Source organism: Bacteroides stercorirosoris (assembly GCF_900142015.1).
In the GTDB taxonomy this organism is placed as follows: Bacteria; Bacteroidota; Bacteroidia; order Bacteroidales; family Bacteroidaceae; genus Bacteroides; species Bacteroides stercorirosoris.
Genome location: NZ_FQZN01000003.1, coordinates 175,538 through 196,530, shown reverse-complemented (window position 1 = coordinate 196,530; position 20,993 = coordinate 175,538). Strand labels below are relative to the sequence as shown.

The following is a 20,993-nucleotide window of genomic DNA, read 5'->3' as shown; positions in this document are numbered from 1 at the left end:
ACACAGAGTGACTATATGCTGAACCGGCTATTTTAGCTATTCAACCGTCGATATCAGTCATTGAAGTGAAACTAGCGATTTACAGCTTATCCCCAAACAGAAAATCTTTCTTCCTCCTATATGCCCATATCAATGCAAGTATCGTAATGCAAAGGTTAAAGATAAACGGAAACTCCTGCGAACGTACATGAAACAATGATTGGAAGAAATCTACAATAAACGGACAAAGCAGCACAGCCAGGTAGTTCATTGCCATCACAAAAGCCAGTGCCAGCGTGGTTTTCTGGGGAACAGCCGTATCCACCGTTTTATCATAAATCAACGGTTGGATAACCCCATAGCCCAATCCCACCAGTATGCAGCCCGGTATGATCAGCCATTCTTTGGGGGAAATCCATATCAGTGCCAACCCCAGTGCAATACACAGCAGACTGTAAAACTTCGTCTTTTCCTTCAGATACTTTACAACATGCCCCAGAAAGAAACCGGGTGCCATGATAGCAAGGAAGAAGAGGGAAATCATCATCCCCGAGTTCCCACTGGAAAAGTGATGTGCCTCCATCAGGAACGGAAGGTTGAACGTCACGATCAATACGATATAAGTGGTAAGCCCGTAGAAAAGCATCAGTTGCAGCAGATGACGGACATGAATACCATACTTACCGGGGATAGCGGGAGCAGCCGTTTCTACCGATGAAGAAGTATCGGCAGGAGATTTATCCGATGACGTGACTTGTGCTTCACCACCCATATTTTCGTCTTTCAGATGGATAGTGAGTATGATGGCTACCAAAGGTAGTAAATAGACCAGGAAAGGCAGATGCCAGTTCACTTCTGCCAGATAGCCGGTAACAGCGGTTGCCACCACCAGCGTAACATTTGTAATGGCGGAACTGTATCCAAACTGCTTTACCCGATAGGTTCCTGTAAAATAACGGGATATCAATCCGGTAGAAAGCGGAATAATCAGTCCCGCACCAATTCCCAGCAGGGCGCTGACAGCTATTAATTGCCACATTTTTGTGGAAAACAGGTACAGCACCCCGCTCGCGGCGAACATCCAGAGCCCCGCGCGTAACAGACGGACAAAGTCGCGTTTCTCAGCCAACTTGCCCGCCAACAAAATAAAAGGTATAATCAATAACGACGGCAAGGAACTAAGCATCTGAATATCCAGTTCCGAAGCATCCGGAAAAGTAGTGGAAAGCTGTCCCAAAATAGGAGAAACAGCCAATCCCGGCAAAGAGGTCAATGCAGAAATAGACCAGATGCCGATCAATGTAATAAGAGGAATGGTTCCCCGGCCGGTATTGATTTTCATATACACATATATATTATAGGGTTTGAAATAGTGCAAGAGAAACAATTATGGTTATAGAAAGTTCAGGAAAGGAGGAAATGATAATTTACCAGCGTGCATCCCCTAAGCCTGAAAGGCTTTTATCTTATAGCCCAGGGTAACACCCTGGGTAATGGATGCTCCCACAATCTTACGCCCTGTAAGGGCAAAAGCCCATGTGGGCTGTTATGCCCTTACAGGGCGCAAAGAGAAACACATGGCAATCCCCCAGGGCGTTGCCCTGGGCTATAAGATAAAAGGCTTTCAGCCTACCAGGTACTATCACGTCAATGAGTATGCCGAAAGGAAACCTTGATCCAGCGCTACGCTGGTAAATTATCATTTATAAAACTAATTTAATAGTGTTACTTTATTGATAAGTCTACATGGCAATGCACTTATCCTTCATTTCAAGCACATCAGTCTTTAAACGGCAACGCAACAGACTAATATCGCAGTGCCTACAAACTAATATCTCAGATACTAAAAAATATTCTTACCATAAATATTCTTGTTTCCTACAATAACTATATAAGTTTCTTATATTAATTATAGAAGTTTCTTACAACATCTGTTGTATGAATAAAAATTAGGCAAGAAATTATTAGTTGACTGCGGTGCTGATATTAGTTATTAGGGGGATAGAATCTAATTTGTAATAAGTAGAATCTATCCCCCTTTTATGCTAATCAGAATTTCCGGTTATCTCAACCTCAACCTGTCTCCTACTTCAGGAATATACTCATCGCCTTTACGGTTCATCTTATACAGATTCTTCAGACGTATACCGTACTTTTGAGAAATGGTATGCATGGAATCGCCATCTCTTACAATATAAACAGTATGCGGTTTGGAGGCTTTCTTCTTTTTCGCTTTCAGATAGATAATATCGCCGGCTTCCAAAGTATAGTCTTTATGCAGGTCGTTATACTTCACCAACTTCTTCCAGCTAATATCAAACTCTCCGCCCAGGAAGCGGAAAGTATCGCCATCACGAGCCACGACATACGCTATATCATTGGCTATATATACCTGATGCGGATTGGCAAGCCAAGGCTTCTTCTTCAACTCTTTCTCCCATTTACGAGCTTCACGTTTGCTCATGCCACGACTGTCGTACTTGTAAAGGTCGTAATCTTCAATAATCGTAATCAGACGGTTGGCATAAGAAGGGTCTGTCGCATATCCGGCTTTCTTCAGACCGCGAGCCCAACCTTTATAATCCGTAATCTTCAGGTCGAACAGGAAAGCATAGCGGGCACCACGTTTCAAGAAGGCGGAATGATCTTCGTAAGAGTCGCGGGGATTGCTGTAAGCACGGAAACATTCATTGCGCGCATCATCATCGTGCCGCACCGTGCGTCCACGCCAGTTGCTGCCACACTTGATGCCGAAGTGATTGTTGCTTTTGCGGGCCAGCGTGCTTTGTCCGGCACCACTTTCCAGAAGTCCTTGTGCCAGGGTGATGCTGGCAGGTATCTTGTGTTCCTTCATTTGCTGCACGGCAAGCGGAGCATACTTTTCTATATATTCCACGTAACGGGCATTCCGGCGCTGCGCCTGGACAGCAACGGCACAAACAAGGAGTGCCAGAATTGCGGTAAGTCTGATAGCGTTAATTCTGTTCATAGTGGTATGAGTTGAGGTCACAAAAATCTTAAAAAGAATTGGATTTACCAATCTCTTTTCTAACTTTGTAACATTAATTACAATATACCTTATAGCCTTATGAAAGATTTGACCTTACAAATTGACATTAAAATATACGAATATAGTGAGTTAAGTGACGCTGACCGTGAACTGATGGATGCGGCGCGGGAGGCAACCAAACGCAGTTATGCACCCTATTCACACTTCTCCGTAGGCGCTGCCGCACGACTGGCAGACGGCAGAATCGTCACAGGTACGAACCAGGAAAATGCCGCTTATCCCTCAGGTCTCTGCGCTGAACGTACCACTTTGTTTTATGCCAATTCACAATATCCCGACCAGCCGGTAGAAACCCTTGCCATTGCCGCACGCAATGAAAGAGACTTCCTTGACGACCCTATTCCGCCCTGCGGTGCCTGCCGACAGGTGATGCTTGAGACGGAAAAGCGTTTCAAACAACCCATGCGCATCCTTCTTTATGGCAAAAAAGGGATTTATGAAATGAAGAATGTAGGCGCATTATTGCCGCTGTCGTTCGATGCTTCCTCTATGGAATAAAAGGTAATTTGTGTCTTTCAAAAGAAATACCTATCTTTGCACCCACTAACTAATAATTGCTACGATGAGAATTTCTAAGTAAAGACAAACCCTTCGGTAAACATCACCTTTTATATGCTTTATTATTCAGAACGCTGAGCATCCCGAATGTAGATGTTTAGCCTATACTGTGTTTGTCTGCCCCCTTCCAATGACTTCCTTTACGGAAGTTTCCGAGATTTTATCCCGTTATTCACTCTCTTAACACAGTATTTTATCATGAGTATTATTATCAGAGACCTTAGCTATGTCCATTCTGACAAGGAAGTCTTGTTTCAACACTTAAACCTGACCGTCAATCCGGGAGACAAAATGGCGCTGACCGGAAACAACGGTTGCGGAAAGTCTACCCTGATGCGGATTATTGCAGGAGACTTATCGCCTGTGGCCGGAACAGTCACCCGTCCCGAACATCTTTATTATGTGCCTCAGCATTTCGGCCAATACGACAACCGGACTATCGCACAGGCTTTAAGGATAGACCATAAACTGGAAGCGCTGCATGCCATATTGAATGGAGATGTATCCGAAAAGCATTTCACCACGCTGGACGATGACTGGAATATAGAAGAACGTGCCCAAGCCGCCCTGGCAGCATGGGGAATGAGCGGTACTCCTCTTTCGCGTCTGATGGACGGCCTCAGCGGTGGAGAAAAAACGCGCATCTTCCTTGCAGGTATGGAACTGCACTCTCCTACCGCTATTCTGCTGGATGAACCCACGAACCACTTGGATATGACTGGCAGGAAGCGACTGTATGAGTTTGTGCAACGTACTTCTGCCGCCGTTTTTGTCATCAGCCACGACCGAACATTGCTGAACTTACTTCCCGCCATTTGCGAGTTATCTTCCAACGGACTGACACAGTACGGTGGAAACTACGACTTCTTCAAGGAGCAGAAAGGCATCCAGCTCAATGCTTTGCAAGAACAGTTGGAAGAAAAACAAAAGGCCCTGCGCCTTGCCCGGAAAACAGCCCGCGAAGTGGCGGAACAGAAAGCGAAACAAAATGTACGGGGAGAAAAAGCAGCTATAAAGAAAGGTATCCCACGAATTATGATGGGCGCCATGAAAGACAAGGCAGAAGTAAGCACCAACAAACTGAAGAACGTGCATGCTGAGAAATCGGAAAAGCTGCAACAGGAGATGCAAAGTATACGAAGCGCTATTCCGCTTGCCGAGAAGTTGAAAACCAATTTCAGTGCCTCGGCTTTGCACGAAGGTAAGATATTGGTCACGGCTACGGAAATGAATTTCCAGTACCCTGATGCTGAACGTCCTATGTGGCAGGAACCGCTCAGTTTCCAGTTGAGAAGCGGCGACCGCTTCTGTATTGAAGGTAACAATGGCAGTGGCAAGACAACTCTGCTGAAACTTATTTGCGGGATACTTCCTGCCGGAAGCGGAAGTCTGGAACGGATTGATTTCAGTTTTGTTTATCTGGATCAAGAGTACTCCCTTATCCGGAATGAACTCAGTATTTTGGAACAGGCAGAGCATTTCAACCGCCGCCTGCTGCCGGAACATGAATTGAAAACGATACTGAACCGTTACCTTTTTCCGGCAGACACCTGGAACAAATCCTGCTCATTGCTCAGCGGTGGAGAGAAGATGCGCCTTTCATTCTGCTGCCTGATGATTGCGGACAATACGCCGGATGCTTTTATTCTGGATGAACCAACCAATAATCTGGATATTGAAAGTATCGAGATCATTACGGCAACTATCCGGGATTACGCAGGAACGGTTATTGCAATATCGCATGACAAGGAATTCCTGAGAGAAATAAATTGCATGAAAAACCTGCTTTTGTCTACAAACCCATCCGCTTCGTCTCAAAAGGAGAAATAGCGTATGGAGGCGGTCTATCTTTGTCGCAATCAATCAAAACAGATAAAGATGGATAAGATTAATGTAATAGCAATCATAGCATTGTTTTTTTCAGTTTGTTGTTTCGCTCAGGAACGACCGGTACAAACTCTACGTGGCGTTGTGAACGACCGGGCATCCGGACATCCCATTCCCTACGCTACCGTACGCCTGACGGATATGCCGGATTTAGGAGCAGTGTGCGACAGCCTCGGCCGTTTCACACTGCCCAAGGTTCCGGTAGGCCGGCATTCGGTAGAATCTTCTTTCATGGGATACGAACCGGCAATCATACGCGAAATACTGGTGACCTCCGCCAAGGAAGTTTATTTGGAAATAGCCATGCGCGAAAACGTCAATGAGCTGAATGAAGTGGTAGTCCGTGCCAACAACCGGGACGAAGCAATGAACAAAATGGCTGTTGCCGGCGCGCGTATGCTCAGTGTAGAAGAAGCAAGCCGTTATGCAGGCGGCTTCGATGACCCTGCCCGGCTGGTGGCTTCATTTGCCGGAGTGGCACCGAGTGTTTCCAACAACGGTATATCCATTCATGGCAATGCGCCCCACCTATTGCAGTGGAGGCTGGAAGACGTGGAGATTCCCAATCCCAACCATTTTGCTGATATTGCAACTCTGGGCGGAGGAATCCTTTCATCACTCAGCGCACAGGTATTGGGCAATTCGGACTTCTTCACGGGAGCCTTTCCGGCAGAATACGGCAATGCTGTTTCAGGTGTATTCGACATGAAATTGCGCAACGGAAACAATCAGAAGAATGAAAATACCTTTCAGGTCGGCATCATGGGAATAGACTTCGCTTCCGAAGGCCCGTTGAGCAAGAAGCATAAGGCTTCCTATATCTTCAACTACCGCTACTCCACCACTGGATTACTGAACGTGGACCTGGGTGGAAAGATGGATTATCAAGACCTGAACTTTAAACTGAACTTCCCTACCCGCAGTGCCGGAACTTTCTCTGTATGGGGAACTGCCCTCATTGATAAATTCAAAAGTTCGTTCGACAGGGAGCCCGGCAAATGGGACTATCTGGAAGACGCAGCGCAAGCACATTCCACGCAATATATGGCAGCCGGAGGTATCACACACCGCTACTTCTTTGACGAAAACACTTTGCTGAAAACCACTCTTGCCGGCACTTATTCCGACCAGGAAGCCTTTCAATTAAATTTCGACCGGGAACTGAATAGTTCTCCTTTCCTTGACCAGTACAGCAGAAGTACCAACCTGATACTGACCTCTTCGCTGAATCGGAAGATAAGCAACCGCTTCACCAACAAGACCGGATTCACGTATACGCAAATGTTCTACAATATGGATTTGAAACTCGCCCCCTTCATTGACCAACCGTTGGAGTTGATATCAAAAGGAGACGGAAACACCAGCCTGCTTTCCGCTTATAACAGTTCTTCATGGGGAATGAGCGACCAGCTAAGCCTGAACTTCGGCTTATACGGACAATTACTCACCCTGAATAATCGCTGGACACTGGAACCGCGCGCAGGTCTGAAATATCAGGCTAACGCAAAAACATCTTTTGCATTGGCTTACGGCATGTACAGCCGTATGGAAAAGCTCGATGTATATTTTGTAAAAACACAAAGCACAGGTGACGAGTCCGTGAACAAAAACCTTGATTTCACGAAAGCGCATCACCTGATGTTATCGTTCGCCTACAAAATGTCGAACAACATGAGTCTGAAAGTAGAGCCTTACGTACAATTCCTGTACGATGTCCCCGTCATGCGCGACAGCTCTTTCTCTGTCCTCAACCGGGATGAATTCTTCGTAGAAAACACGTTGGTGAACAAAGGTCGCGGACGAAACATAGGAGTAGACATCACCTGGGAACGTGCATTAAGCAAAGGGCTTTATTATATGGTGACAGCTTCTTTATTTGATTCGCGCTACCGTGGCGGCGACGGAGTATGGCACAACACACGCTTCAACCGGAAATATGTATTGAACGGACTGATAGGCAAGGAATGGATGCTGGGACGCAACAAGCAAAATATCCTTAGTGTCAACCTGAAAATGACATTGCAGGGCGGAGAACGGTATGCCCCGATTGATGTGGAAGCAACTATGGCGCATCCCGACAAAGAAGTTCAGTATGATGAAACGCAGGCATACTCCATACAGCGTTCGCCAATGCTGATTGGCAACTATACGGTGAGTTATCGTATCAACAAGCGTCGCGTTTCCCATGAATTCGCCATAAAAGGTATCAATTTTACGGGAGCCAAAGAGTACATTCAACACCTTTATAACATAAAAACCGAGAAAATAGAGGCGAGCGAGCAGAAAACGGGGTTAACCAATATCAGTTATAAAATAGAGTTTTAATTCCCTGGAAAGCCTTGTTTTCCATGAATTTATCCTATCTTCGTCAACTTAATTAAAAAGACTCCGATGAAAACAATACCTATCATAGGCAACGACAGTTCTTTCCTATACCGTTTTCTGGTCAGTCCGCGCCTCCGGCTGGCCAGACATGCAACGCTCATTGTTGCACTGCTTGTCATAGCCAGCAATCTGGTATTGTTTACTCTGCGGGACGCAACGGGGGCGTTGGGAAACCGGATATACCTGCTCATATTCAATTTGTTTGTACTGTATGGTTCTCTTTTCTATTTTAATCTGCTTTACCTGACACCCCGCTATCTGCTCAAACAGAAATACCTGACGTATATTCTCTACTTGTCGGGCGGTTTAATAGTGGTGTTTGCCCTACAGGCCACACAAGAATATATAGTATCATCTGTTCTGCACATACCTAATATTTTCACCGGATATCCTAAAGTGGCACTCGTGATGGATTATCTCTCTTCTTTCCCGTTGACGCTCCTTAGCATTATCGGTGGTAGCATGACCGTCCTGTTGCGGTTGTGGATACTGGAGAACCAGCGTGTAATGCAATTGGAGAAAATCAGGTTACAGTCTGAAATAGAACATCTGAAAGAACAGATTAGTCCTTCGATGCTGTTCCGGGTGCTTCATTATTCGGGAGAGCAGGCATTGGTGAATCCGGGAAAAGCTTCCAAGATGCTGATGAAGCTGAGCCAGATACTCCGTTATCAGTTGTACGACTGCAATCGGGAGAAGGTTTTGCTGAATACGGAAATCAAATTTCTCACGAATTATCTGGAACTGGAACAGCTCGTTTCGGGCAAGTTTGACTTCCGGATCAATGCATCCGGAGAAACCGGACGTACATTTATATTCCCTTTGCTTTTTATCCCGTTCATACAGTACGCCGTAAAGCAAACAGAGGCGCAGAAGGTACAACCGTGCTCCATCGAAATCAGTCTGGAAGTTGAGAGTGATACTGTCCTTTTCAACTGTCAGGTAAAAAGAAGGGGACAAGGAGACGAGGGAACAAGGGGACAAGGTTCCTTGCAGCATACAGCAGATATTGCGCAGCCCTTTATCTCCTCATCAACTAATACTCTTGTCAACTATCAGGAACTGAACAAAATCCGGCAACGCCTCAACCTGCAATATGGAGAACAATATCAGTTGGAGTTAACTGACCAAAGCATCCGGCTTGAGCTGAAAGGAGGTGGAAAATGACCGGTAACCGCTTCACCAATTTCCTGCTCGCTCCTCAATATCGGGTGGCAAGGCATCTGTTCCTGCAATTTGTCGTGTTTCTCATCACGGTAAATATACTCTGGAATGAACCTATGCGACCACTTGCATTGCCGCAAAGATTAGTCGGTTGGGCCATTTACTTTTTTTCTATCGATGCGGTTTTCTATATTAATCTATATTGGTTATTTCCCCGCTTCCTATTGAAAAACCGTCTGCTGACGTATGCGTTCGGGGTGATTTTGGTGAGTCTGATAATCATTGTGGCTGTAGCTATATTTCAGATTCTCACTGTCGAGGTTACGACTACCGCAGTCCATTCCCAACTGATTCCTATCCTGATAAATGCCATATCAGGAGTGTTGGCAATGGGATTTACCATAGCCGGAATGTCCGCCATACTCCTACTCCGTCACTGGATACTTTACAACCAACGGGTAGACGAACTGCAATCCGCTACCCTACACTCGGAACTGAGGTTTCTCAAGAACCAAATAAATCCACACTTCTTATTCAATATGCTGAATAATGCCAATGTGCTCATCCGCAAGAATCCTGTTGAGGCATCGCAAGTATTATTCAAACTTGAGGATTTGTTGCGCTATCAGATGAATGATAACTTCCGCGAGCATGTACCTCTCCGTTCGGATATCCGTTTTCTGAATGATTATCTCAATCTGGAGAAGATACGGCGCGACCACTTCGACTACAGCATCACCGAAGAGGGGGAAATTGATGCCATACAGTTACCGGCATTGCTTTTCATCCCATTTGTAGAGAATGCCGTGAAGCATAACTTTGACAGCGAACACCCATCATACGTCCACCTTTTCTTTAAGATTGATAATGACCGCTTGGAGTTCCGCTGTGAGAATTCCAAGCCTGCCGTCGCAATTGCCAAAAGCCGGGTAGGCGGCATCGGACTGACCAATATCCGCCGGAGACTTGAACTATTATATCCCGGTCGCTATCTTCTGGAAGTGGCGGAAACGGAAAATCAATATACAGTAACTCTAAAACTGAACTTATGAATTGTATTATAATAGATGATGAACCCTTGGCACGCGAAGCCATGGAAATGTTGGTGGAAGAAAATAAAGAACTTAGCTTACTGAGCATGTTCAACAATGCCGTGTCTGCCGCACGGTTTATGGAAGAACATTCTGTCGACCTTATTTTTCTGGATATTCAGATGCCCGGTATCACTGGCATAGAATTCGCACACACCGTTTCCAAACGGACACTTATCATTTTCACCACTGCCTATACGGAGTATGCACTGGACAGCTATGAAGTTGATGCCATTGACTATCTGGTAAAACCCATAGAACCGGAACGTTTTCAGAAGGCTGTACAAAAAGCTCTCTCCTATCATTCGCTATTAATGAAGGAAGAGAAAGAAGCCCTTGAGACCAATGTTTCTTCAGAGTATTTCTTCGTCAAGTCCGAACGGAAATACTTCAAAGTGAACTATGCCGATATTCTTTTCATCGAAGGATTGAAAGATTATGTAATCCTCCAATTGCCGGAACAGCGCATCATCACCCGCATGAATATGAAAGGTATCTCCGAACTCCTGCCCCAGGATATGTTCCTCCGGGTAAACAAATCGTATATCGTCAATACGCGGCACATCGATTCGTTTGATAACAATGATATTTATATAGGTAATTATGAGATTGCCATAGGCAACAGTTACCGCGACACATTCTTTGAAGAATTTCTAATGAAAGGAAAAAGAAAAGAATGATAAAGTGGTGAGGTGATAGAGTGATAAATTATCATTTATCTCATCTTATAAACTAATTATGAACGAGTACTTAATAAACATATTGTATTTTCATTATTGCAGCGCATTATAAAACTCTTCCATCTCTTCTTCGCTGACATACTCTCCTTCTTCAAATCTCTTTTCAGAATCTTGCAACAGTTTTCGGGCTTCTCTAACGCCCATCCGATAGGGAGTGTTGGTTAGCTCTTCACTTTTTCGTATGACGTCTTTTATGGTATCGAGTACCTCTTGGTTATTGATGTTCAACACTTCCCTGGCCAATTCTGCTTTATAAGCTTCCAATTCTAAAGTGTTCATAATCGATTTCTTTTTAAGTCCATACAAAGATAAATAAAAGTTCTGTATTCCTAGTAGATTATCATTTACTGCGGCTACCGCTTTTGAAAGAGATGACTCGCCAATAACACCTGTGCGTGTTCCGTAATAAGCATTACGGATAGAATAGATATTGTTACGGTAGTCTTCGCGCGAGTGCCAACTGTACCATGACTCCACAGCATACAAAGCTTTTTCTTCATTTTTTCCAACGAAAAGATCATAAGGGTCACCAATTTTGGCAGTACCTACTTCATTAGCAATATCGACACAACCGTCAATCAGTTGCTCAACACTCGTCAAAGCATCCTGATTCTTAAAGAAATTAGCATAACTGTCACCTTCGTTGTATTTAACTGCCCAGTCATCATAAAGAGTCGTGACATCATTTACCAACAATTGCGCAACTACACGCATGTAATTTCCCCAACTACTTGCATTCTCAGGTGTGTAGTCCAGATTTTTAGCATCCACATCTGTGGTATCATCATCACTACAAGCGGTAGTAGTGAACATCAAGCCCAAAGCCAGGGCCGACCAATAAAAAAACTTCTTCATATTACTTAAACATTAAATTATAAAACCTATCTAAAACTATTTCTTCACAAACCAACCGACATAAGCTATGCCGATGGCAAACTCATTCTCATTGTTATATTTGGTAGATCCGAATACTTTGTTCGTACCAATCTTGCGGGTAGTGTAATCGGCTTTCACAACCAGATTGGGCAATGCGAACCAATTAAGTCCTGCCGTCCATTTGCTCACCTGGCAACGTTTTTCAATCATGGCAGTTCCCTCAGCCTCTTCCTGCGGATTATAGTACTCATAGCGGGCATAAGAAATGAACATCAACGTATCCGACTTTTCCATCCACCTGCACACGGCGTGGATGTTCACCATGTTTGAGGAATTGATAATGCATCGAGTCCGGGATAGGAGATCTGGAACAGATAGTGACGGAATACATCACATTCGAAGTAACTGGTTGGAGAGAGCTTATGAAAATATAAGCTCTCTCTTTTTTTGAATGGTTTTGAATATTAAGTGGAAGTGCAGACATTTATACGTGTTTCATGACAAGCAGCCATCCCTCCTGTTCTTACTTTTGATGTTTACCTCTTTTTCACTCTAAAACAAATGATGTAGAGTGGGGTTTGGGGAGGAAATAACCATTAATTAAAAGAACACTGGAATGAGAATTAAGACATTGAAGGAGTTTATTATAGCTCATGCGGAAACTTTGGATGATTTGTTCAAGTTCTCTGCAGAACATACGTGCCGCAGTATGCTGCATGGTTTGGAGAGGTTTACGGATATGGAATTGCTGGGTTTTAAAGAGCTGACAGCGGGCGTTTTTCTGAGTTTTGAACACTATTTGTTGGCTTCGGGATGTTCACCGAATACTTCGGCGTGTTATTTTCGGTCACTGCGGGCTATTTGCCGACAGGCTGAAAAGGAAAAGTTGCTGAAAGATACACGGCAGCTTTTTAACGGGATTTTTATGGGGTATGAGGAAACAAGGAAACGGGCGTTGAATATTGAACAGCTTCGTATGGTGGCAGAGGCGGATTTGGAGGATGCGCCGAGTCTGGGGATGGCACGGGATCTGTTTATTCTTTCTTATTATCTGAGGGGGATTCCTTTTATTGACTTGGCTTATTTGAGGAAGACGGATATTCATGATAATGTGCTGTGCTATCACCGGAGTAAGACGGGGAGGGCGCTGAGTATTACGCTGGAGCCATGGATGTGGGAGATTATCGGGAGGTATAAATGTGAGAATCCGGATTCACCTTACCTGCTGAGAATTATTCGGAATCCGGGGAGTATTCCGGAAGAGAGACGACAGTATGAAAGTGCTTTGCGGCTTTACAATAAACATTTGTATCGGTTATCTGAGCGATTGGGATTGGAGGTGAGGCTGACTTCTTATGTGGCACGCCATACTTGGGCGACATTGGCGTATAATGAGGATATTCCGGTGGCTAAGATTAGTGCGGGGTTGAGTCATGCTTCGGAGGAGATTACACATACTTATTTGCGCTCGTTTTCTACTGAACAATTGGCGGTGGTGAATTTGCAGATGGCATCGCTGATTAATCCTGCAGCGGAGAAAAAGTGGAAAGGGAAGAAGAAAGAAGCAGGGCGAGATAAAGAGAGAAAAAGCTCTAAAAATGAGTGTCATACAGGTGTTCCGATTCCCGGTAGGAAACGGAACGATTCCGGCGGTAAAGGAACTGTTTTCAATTGAGATAAACAAGGAAAACCGGAAATACTTATCGAAGTTTCCCTCTTTTCTGTAAAAAATCGGTTAGTTTACAACATCAGACACGACAAAAACAGCTCTCTTATTCTGAAAGTTAGATTTTGTCCGGAAAAGTCATGTCAAGAAATAGGATATTGCTGTAATAATATGATATACTGCCTCAAAAGTCCTTTATATAGATTAGAAAGCTTTCACTTTTTTTGTTTGGAGATACGACTCCCCTTACCCATACCTCAATATGGGGGAAGCTCATTATAAAATTGAAGAATACAAGGAGGAAATACGAAGAATTGTCCGCCTTTTAAAAATGGAAGTCAAGTATTATCCGCCTGTCCTATGCTTACGCCGCCGCTTGTTCCGTTTCCTACCGGGAATCGGAACATCCTTAACAAAACAGACAATAATCTACATAAAAAGCAAGCGTCATGTTAACACTCAGAACCAAACTCGCCCTGGCAGTACTACACGACATCCAATATAAGGATTATCAGTTGAGCACTTCCTTCAATTATCCCCCTTCAGAAATCGCATATCTGCTGCAGGCACTCTCAAAAGGACATCTGATTACACTGGCGGAGCACCAGCCGGACAACCTGCCCGAATCTTACCGCCTCGCCTGCGAATACCATAAAATCAACCTACTTTCCATTCTTGAAGCATTGGGCGAAGGCATCTACTTCAACCGTCCCAGCGATGAGGATTTCTATTCCTGCTACGGGACGACAGCCCGTAAGCTGGGCATCATCAACCAAATGACACGCATCTATCTGATGGAGATTTCCATAGCCGAACTCCCCGTCAGTGAATGCCTGACCGGCAACCATACCATAACCATGCCGTAACCCGCATCCGACACGCCAATATAAACCCGAATTACCCATGAAACGACTTTATCTGCTGATTCCGTTACTCTGTACGGTGAGTACCGCTGCCTTTGCCCAACGTGTGGCATTGCGCACCGACCTGCTGTTATGGGGAACCACCACCCCGAATGCAGGGATGGAAACCAGCATCAACCGTCATTTCACAATGGTACTGAACGGTGCTTACAATGCATGGAAATTCGGCAATGACATGAAACTGAACCTCTACCTGGTGCAACCGGAGTTGCGCTACTGGCCCTGCCGCAAATTCGAGGGGCATTTCTTCGGCGTGCACGGACATTACGCTTATTATAATGTGGGGCAGATTCCCTTCTTTTCGGGCATGGAAGACATCATTTACCGGGGCGACCTGTATGGCGGGGGCATCAGCTACGGTTATCACTGGGTACTGGGCGACCGCTTCTCCGTGGAGGCCGTGATAGGCGGCGGCTACGCCCGCATGGAATATGACAAATACCGGTGCGCGGGCTGCGGCGAGCGCATGGGACATTATAAAAGGAATTATTTCGGGCCTACACGGGCCGGTGTGTCACTCATTTATTTCATACGATGAAAGTTATGGTAATTCTCTGCTGCATACTCTGGTTCTGCACCTCCTGCACGTTTGATTTTGACGAGCCGCAGGTGTGTCCCTACAATGTACGGCTGAATTACCGCTATGCCGGAAGACCCGATGCCGGACAGCTCGCCATGTATGTGGACAATATCCGGCAGTTCCTTTTCGATGCGGACGGGATATTGGTGAATACTTGGACGTTGCAGGGCGACAGCCTGGAATACTGGCAGGGGGAATTACCTTCCGGACGCTACACCCTCGTGTCATGGGGGAACTGGAGATATGAAAGCGACATAGTGCCCCCGCCGCAACCCGGCGTGACAAAAATCCGTGAACTGGTAATGACTTCGGCCACGGGAACACCCGCAGGAGGATACCGGACCAATACCGAGAGGCTCTATTACGGGTACAGCACATTCGAAGTTTCCGCCACAGGGGTTTCCGTGAACAGGACCGTATACCTGACACACTGCCACGCCGTGCTCCGGATAACCGTACATTGGGAGGACGGGTATTATCCTGCGGAAGGAACGGGCGGATATACGCTCCGTATGCGGGGCGTGCCTTGCGAATATGGTTTTCCGGCAGGTTACGACATACCGCTGGCTGTGGGCGACGGGGCTTTCACATTCCCCTCCATAGGCAGTCCGGTGACGTGGCACCAGACCCGGGCGGCAATGAACTACAATGACGAACTGACGGGGGAACTGGTGACGTACCGCCTGACATCGGGTTCACACCCGTTGTTGAGTATATACCGGGGCGATGAAAGGATTATGAAGGAGATAGACCTGCAACTTTTCTTTCGCAAGCTGCCTGTCAGTCTGGATGAGAACACGGAACAGGAATTCGACCTGCTGGTAACCATAGGGCGGACGATTGTGGTGACGCAAACGAATGCGTCGGACTGGACGGAAGGAGGAGGACTCGGATAAATTAAAAATTGAAAATTAAAAATTAAAGATGAGGCATATAAAGAAAATAATAGGAGGATTGGCTGGGGTACTGCTGGCGGCGGAAGCATGGGCGGGCGGAACTCCGGTACTCAGTTCGCATGTCTTTACGCAAGGGGACAGTCTTCATATAGAACTGCTGTTGAATCTGGACGATACCAAAGCAGGGAATGCGGAGGCTTACCGCTTTACGCCCGTGCTGCGCAGTGCGGGACGCTTGCAGGAACTTCCGGCAGTGGTGGTGAGCGGGCGTCGCCGTGCCCGTGCCGATCACAGGCAGCAGGCGCTCCAACCCGCATCCGGTTATATTCCTCCTTACCGCACACTTTATGCCCGGAACCGGAAAGACAGTATCAACTATCATGTGTCCATCGCTTACAGTCCGTGGATGGAACACGCCTCGCTGGTGCTGATGCGTGAGCAACGGGATTGTTGCCGGATGGAGATTCTCGGAGTAGAACCGTTGATAGCTGACCTTGCCGTGAACAGTCCTTTCAAGGTTCCGCAGGAGCAGATAGCAGTTTCACAAGTGGAAACAATGATTCCACAAGAGCAGATAAACGTTCCGCAAGTTATTGAAGAAAGACGTGAAACCGTCACCGACCACCGGAAAATGAAAAACACCCCGGAATGTGTGCCTTGCGCAGAGTGTACGGCAATGGTGACTTACCTCACCCCTGAGATGGAAACCCTGAAACACCGCTCGGAAAGTGCCACCTTATATATAGACTACCCTACTGGAATTTATGACGTCCGTCGTGATTTTCATAACAACCGCTCGGAACTGGAGAAGCTGGACAGCCTGATGCGCCCGCTTACTAAAGGGAACCTGGCAAGCATCTCTGATATTTCCATTTGCGGTTACGCTTCACCCGACGGGACGTACAAAGACAATGAAATACTTGCCTCCAACCGCGCCCGCTGTTTCAAGGAATACATGTGTGCAACGTATGTGCCGGGGCACGGCCTTTATAAAGTCTCTTCCGTACCCGAAGATTGGGACGGACTGGTGGAACTGCTGAAACAGCATCCCATGAAACACGGTGACGAGGTGCTGTCCCTTATTGCCCGAGTCGGCATCTTTGAAGGACGTGAAAAACAGTTGATGGATATGTACGGGGGAACTGTCTACCGGGAACTCCTGAAAGACTATTTCCCGCAGTTAAGACGTATACGGGTGACGGTGGGTTATGAAGCCCGCGCTTTCAACATCGAAGAGGCGGCAAGCCTGATATACACACATCCCCGCCTGCTGTCATTGCAGGAGATGTACCGGGTAGCGGCTTTCTACCGTCCGGGTACGGAGCAATACCGAGAAGTTTATGAGATAGCCGCCTATCACTTTCCGGACGATGCGCTGGCAAACATCAATGCCGCCTCGGCGGTAATTATGGCGGGCGACCCGATAAGTGCCCGGCAATATCTGGATAAGGTGGCGGACGATCCGCGTGCTTGGAATGACTTCGGAGTATTGGCTTATCTGGAGGGTGACCGGAAGAAAGCGGAGGAATGGTTCCGCAAGGCACTGGGCATAGAGCCGGAAAAGGCGAGGAAAAATTTGAAGAAGATGAAGAAGGAGGAATGAAGGATAAGTAATGAAAATAAATAATAACTGCATAAAACGCTACAAGAAATGAAAACATTAGCTAAAATCTTGCTACGCCTCTCATTGGCGGTGCTGCCCTGTCTGGTGGTAGCTTGCACCTCGGAGGTGGAAACAACAGGCGGGACTCCCGAAACGCCGGAGAACCCGCAGGCCAATGACCCCAACCGCCGTTCGGTGGTAATCTCACTGCAAAACAAGCTGATTCTGGTACAAAGCACACCGGAGAGTCGCCCTATGACCCGCGACGGCATAGCCGAAGACGATGAGAACCGCATTGGAAGTCTTGATATTTATGCTTTCGGCAGCGATAAGGAAGAAGGGCCTTACACATTTCAGGAACGTTTCGCCTACCGTGCGGAGGCCGGAAAGCTGCCTGCGGGTGTTTCCCCGCTCGACCTGAAATCGGATGAAGCAGCCGGAAGGGTGAATGTGGTGTTCTATCCCCGCAAGGGCCTGTTCACCAAGTTTTATTGTGTAGCCAACCAGACGGAACTGAATGATGCGACAGGACATGAGTACACCGGCTATACCCCGTTGCAACAGAGTTCGCAACAGGCAGGCGTGCCGGGCGATGCGGTAACGACACCCGGCATCCCCACCGAGAACGACTTTATCAAACTGAATACCCCGTTATTGGAGTCCACCGGTTTCAATACGGATATCCTGCTTGCCCCGCTGCCTATGGCCGGTGCCAACAGCCAGCCGGTTGACTTGCGGGAATACAGCATGGGGACATACGTGCGGCTGAACGTCTCGCTCAGCCGTGCCGTGGCACGTTTTGACGTAGTGAATGATGCCGTAAAATCTCATTTCACTATTACCGACATCAGTATGGGCAACGGGCGACAAGGCGTGACGCTGTTCCCTATCCGTCCTATAGGTGATGTACCTGCCACAGCCGACCAACTGATTACCTATCCCTACCGCCCCTTCGACGGGCTGAATGCCAACGCAGGGACTACCACCAAAGCATTCTATTGCTATCCGTGCAAGGCAATGGATGAAGGTTATCTGATACTGAAAGGACTGTATGCGGTGAACCTAACAGACGAGAAGAAAGAGGTTTCTTACCGCATCCCCTTCGAACGGGTGAGCGACGGTAACGGCACACGTATCGAAATCAACCATAACCACCGCTATACGGTGCAGATTACCGAGGCCGACCCTTTTGAGGTAAAGGCGAATATCCGGCTGGTGGACTGGGAAACAGGCGACTACATAGATGATTACGAACCCGACAACGGATTGGACGCCATCATCGTGTCCGACATGACACCCGCAGAAACTAATTACGATGCTAATACCAATATTGTCACACTGGGGCTCACCGCAGGCAGTATCTGCGGCTTCACTGTAGCCACCGGTTCCAATGCCGGGGTGGAAACGAAACTGACCTACTACGGCGGCAGCCCGCAGACCGGGTGGCTGAAACTGGAAGAAATCCCCGTCACCGCTACGCGTGCAGGCGGCACGCAGCAAGTGAAATATAAAGTCTCTTTCAATGAAGACTATACGGGTGACAGCTATCCCCGCGGTATCCTTCGCCTGATAGATAAAGCGGGAGGTAGTGAGGAAGTGATATTGATAGATGCCACTTTTGACATTCCTGTCGTAGAAGCAACAGGAGGCACAATGAACCCCGACGGAATAAACAATTGGGATGCAGCGGAAAATACACTCTATCTGGTACAGGCAACCGGTACTAAAGTTTCTACTGGTGTGATAACTGTCAAATCCATAGGTGGCAGTAAGATAGAGCTTCCCGTTGGTTCGGACATCACCGTCAGTCCAGCTTCAAGCATAAACACCACACAGGAATACACCTTCAAGTGGGCAAGTACGGGCGTCACCGACCTGGCGGAGAAAGAACTTGTCGTAACTCTGAAAAACAACTCGGATGAGACTAAAATCGAAAATGTCAAGGTGAAATTGCTGCCCAATCGAATTAGTAATTTACAGCTAACGAACCAAGGAGCAGGTATTAGCCTCTCAAACATAACGACCACCACTGCCACGCTTACCATGCCTATCATCAAGGATAGGCAATTCACCATTACGATGGATAGTTATAACAAACCTGTCGTAAGCAAGTGTCCGACATGGTTGGAAAATATCACACCGCCGACCACACGTAACACACCAGAAAGTAAAACCGCAAGTTTTACCTTCAAACTGATAGAGAATGCAACGAATTTCGATGATACGCAAATCGTATTTACCAATACTTCTGCTTCCGGTGGCATGGGAATGACGGTAAATATCACGAGAGAATTTCAGATACCAGCGATTTCGGCTATCAGTATGGACCCCACTATAAATTCGTATATATCAGGCAGTAAATCTTTGAATTTATATCAGTTGAAATCTTCTTATTACTCTACAGCTACGCTGAAAGTATATTCTTTGGGAGGAAGTAAATTGCAGTTGCCTTCGGGAGTGGAGGCTAACTTAACATCTGCCAATGCGAAGGAGCAAAATTATATAATTAAATATAAAACAAGTAATCTCGCAACAACGGATGTGAGGGGTGGAACACTTTACGTCAAGAACTTATCAGATGAAGAGAAGAACCAGCCTATCTTGGTAACTTTCAAATCATCAGTGCCTACAGTAACCAGTAATCGGGATGGACAGGGAATCACATATAATCGTACAGCCTCTGATGTAGACATTTATGTTGATGGTGCTTGGGGAACTTCTGGTGAGACTGGGTTTGTATTTACTTTTACGTCTCCAGCAGGATTACAGTTCACTAACATAAGTAATACAAGTGCTTCAAACGTCACGCAAATCAGCACTGGAAGCCAAAGTGGAAGTGTCGGCAGTATAAAAAACGTATTTACCCTTTCATTTAAGAGTTCAGCAACATTCACCAACAACCCCAATTTATATTATTACAATTTTACGACTAAAGATGCCCGTTTCCCGGATTATATGATAGACTTGTATATGAGGATGCCTGTATTCAGAGGCAAAACATCTTATAAGGATAACAATACGAACAGATACTGGATATTCTTGGAGACAACCACTAAAAATTTCGACCAAATTAAAGACAGCGATATACAATCTTCCTATCCGGGATGGCGCCTGCCTACAAAAGAAGAGTGGATGTCATTTGTGGGGAAGACTATTCCTGTTGATGACGGTTGGTACGGTTTCCCTAGTACAAGCAATGTTTTTAACACTCTTATACCAAGTGACCACTGGGTAAAGTGCGCTACAAACAATCCGAATTATAGACTGGATATTGATCGTCCTAATAATAGATGGGGAATAGATATAAACACTTACGACAACTCCTCAGAGCGCCGTATATATCTTATATCGAAATAAATTGCAAACATTAAGCATCAGGATTTGTAACCCGACACATCACATCCGAACAAAGAATTAATTCTTATCGGATTACAAATCCTAATACCAAACACAAGCGGATTGCAAATCTGCTTGAACAAATACCATTTGAAATGACAATCCCTTCATTGGGCATAGCTGGCAACAGCACATTCGTTCTTTGACATGTTGGAATGATTTCTTTTTAAATAAATACC

General features: G+C 46.1%; 15 protein-coding genes and 3 pseudogenes. 14 read left to right on the top strand and 4 right to left on the bottom strand.

Going from position 1 to position 20,993, the window contains the following annotated elements:
• Positions 1 to 79: 79 nt before the first annotated feature.
• A complete protein-coding gene (locus BUC01_RS03805) occupies positions 80 to 1,321 on the bottom strand; it encodes an MFS transporter (RefSeq protein WP_007216363.1) in 1,242 nt (413 codons plus the stop codon).
• Positions 1,322 to 1,472: 151 nt separating this feature from the next.
• On the opposite strand from BUC01_RS03805, the gene BUC01_RS25385 reads away from it, so the two are divergent.
• Positions 1,473 to 1,655, top strand: a complete 183-nt coding sequence (locus BUC01_RS25385; protein ID WP_073312751.1) for a hypothetical protein — start codon at positions 1,473 to 1,475, stop codon at positions 1,653 to 1,655.
• 386 nt (positions 1,656 to 2,041) lie between these two features.
• Here the strand turns inward: BUC01_RS25385 and BUC01_RS03795 are convergent, their stop codons facing one another.
• Positions 2,042 to 2,968 (bottom strand): glucosaminidase domain-containing protein, encoded by a 927-nt coding sequence (locus BUC01_RS03795; RefSeq protein ID WP_025832840.1) that lies wholly within the window; start codon positions 2,966 to 2,968, stop codon positions 2,042 to 2,044.
• 99 nt (positions 2,969 to 3,067) lie between these two features.
• Between BUC01_RS03795 and cdd the strand changes: the two genes are divergently transcribed.
• The 6 genes from cdd to BUC01_RS03765 all read left to right on the top strand — a co-directional run bounded on the left by cdd (position 3,068) and on the right by BUC01_RS03765 (position 10,814).
• Positions 3,068 to 3,547, top strand: a complete 480-nt coding sequence (gene cdd / locus BUC01_RS03790) for a cytidine deaminase (protein WP_025832838.1) — start codon at positions 3,068 to 3,070, stop codon at positions 3,545 to 3,547.
• A gap of 258 nt (positions 3,548 to 3,805) precedes the next feature.
• On the top strand, positions 3,806 to 5,437 hold the full coding sequence (locus tag BUC01_RS03785; protein ID WP_025832837.1) for an ABC-F family ATP-binding cassette domain-containing protein: 1,632 nt from the start codon (positions 3,806 to 3,808) through the stop codon (positions 5,435 to 5,437).
• Between the two features lie 48 nt (positions 5,438 to 5,485).
• On the top strand, positions 5,486 to 7,819 hold the full coding sequence (locus BUC01_RS03780; RefSeq protein ID WP_073312748.1) for a TonB-dependent receptor: 2,334 nt from the start codon (positions 5,486 to 5,488) through the stop codon (positions 7,817 to 7,819).
• A gap of 66 nt (positions 7,820 to 7,885) precedes the next feature.
• Complete coding sequence (locus BUC01_RS03775; RefSeq protein ID WP_025832835.1) at positions 7,886 to 9,046, top strand: sensor histidine kinase; 1,161 nt, start codon at positions 7,886 to 7,888, stop codon at positions 9,044 to 9,046.
• Positions 9,043 to 10,095: a sensor histidine kinase gene (locus tag BUC01_RS03770; RefSeq protein WP_025832833.1), complete on the top strand. Its 1,053-nt coding sequence runs from the start codon at positions 9,043 to 9,045 to the stop codon at positions 10,093 to 10,095. The genes BUC01_RS03775 and BUC01_RS03770 overlap by 4 nt, the downstream gene beginning before the upstream one ends.
• A complete protein-coding gene (locus BUC01_RS03765) occupies positions 10,092 to 10,814 on the top strand; it encodes a LytR/AlgR family response regulator transcription factor (protein ID WP_025832832.1) in 723 nt (240 codons plus the stop codon). Before BUC01_RS03770 ends, BUC01_RS03765 begins: the two co-directional genes overlap by 4 nt.
• Before the next feature lie 393 nt (positions 10,815 to 11,207).
• Here the strand turns inward: BUC01_RS03765 and BUC01_RS26155 are convergent.
• Both BUC01_RS26155 and BUC01_RS03755 read right to left on the bottom strand, forming a co-directional pair.
• Positions 11,208 to 11,729: pseudogene (locus tag BUC01_RS26155) on the bottom strand (imelysin family protein); the annotation flags it as partial.
• 36 nt (positions 11,730 to 11,765) lie between these two features.
• Positions 11,766 to 12,011 (bottom strand): annotated as a pseudogene (locus BUC01_RS03755) (hypothetical protein); the annotation flags it as partial.
• Between the two features lies 1 nt (position 12,012).
• On the opposite strand from BUC01_RS03755, the pseudogene BUC01_RS25755 reads away from it, so the two are divergent.
• From BUC01_RS25755 to BUC01_RS03720, 7 genes and pseudogenes are all read left to right on the top strand, one after another.
• Positions 12,013 to 12,184 (top strand): annotated as a pseudogene (locus BUC01_RS25755) (TetR/AcrR family transcriptional regulator); the annotation flags it as partial.
• Between the two features lie 182 nt (positions 12,185 to 12,366).
• On the top strand, positions 12,367 to 13,425 hold the full coding sequence (locus BUC01_RS03745) for a tyrosine-type recombinase/integrase (protein WP_025832826.1): 1,059 nt from the start codon (positions 12,367 to 12,369) through the stop codon (positions 13,423 to 13,425).
• A 440-nt stretch (positions 13,426 to 13,865) separates the two neighbouring features.
• The gene (locus tag BUC01_RS03740; RefSeq protein ID WP_025832824.1) at positions 13,866 to 14,282 is read left to right on the top strand and encodes a hypothetical protein; all 417 of its coding nucleotides are present in this window, start codon (positions 13,866 to 13,868) and stop codon (positions 14,280 to 14,282) included.
• 37 nt (positions 14,283 to 14,319) lie between these two features.
• Entirely contained in the window at positions 14,320 to 14,877 is a 558-nt protein-coding gene (locus BUC01_RS03735; protein WP_025832822.1) for a DUF3575 domain-containing protein, read from the top strand.
• Complete coding sequence (locus BUC01_RS03730; RefSeq protein ID WP_025832820.1) at positions 14,874 to 15,815, top strand: FimB/Mfa2 family fimbrial subunit; 942 nt, start codon at positions 14,874 to 14,876, stop codon at positions 15,813 to 15,815. Before BUC01_RS03735 ends, BUC01_RS03730 begins: the two co-directional genes overlap by 4 nt.
• Positions 15,816 to 15,843: 28 nt before the next feature.
• Positions 15,844 to 17,418 (top strand): DUF3868 domain-containing protein, encoded by a 1,575-nt coding sequence (locus tag BUC01_RS03725; RefSeq protein WP_073312746.1) that lies wholly within the window; start codon positions 15,844 to 15,846, stop codon positions 17,416 to 17,418.
• A gap of 48 nt (positions 17,419 to 17,466) precedes the next feature.
• Positions 17,467 to 20,775 (top strand): hypothetical protein, encoded by a 3,309-nt coding sequence (locus BUC01_RS03720; RefSeq protein WP_073312745.1) that lies wholly within the window; start codon positions 17,467 to 17,469, stop codon positions 20,773 to 20,775.
• The last annotated feature ends 218 nt before the right edge of the window (positions 20,776 to 20,993 follow it).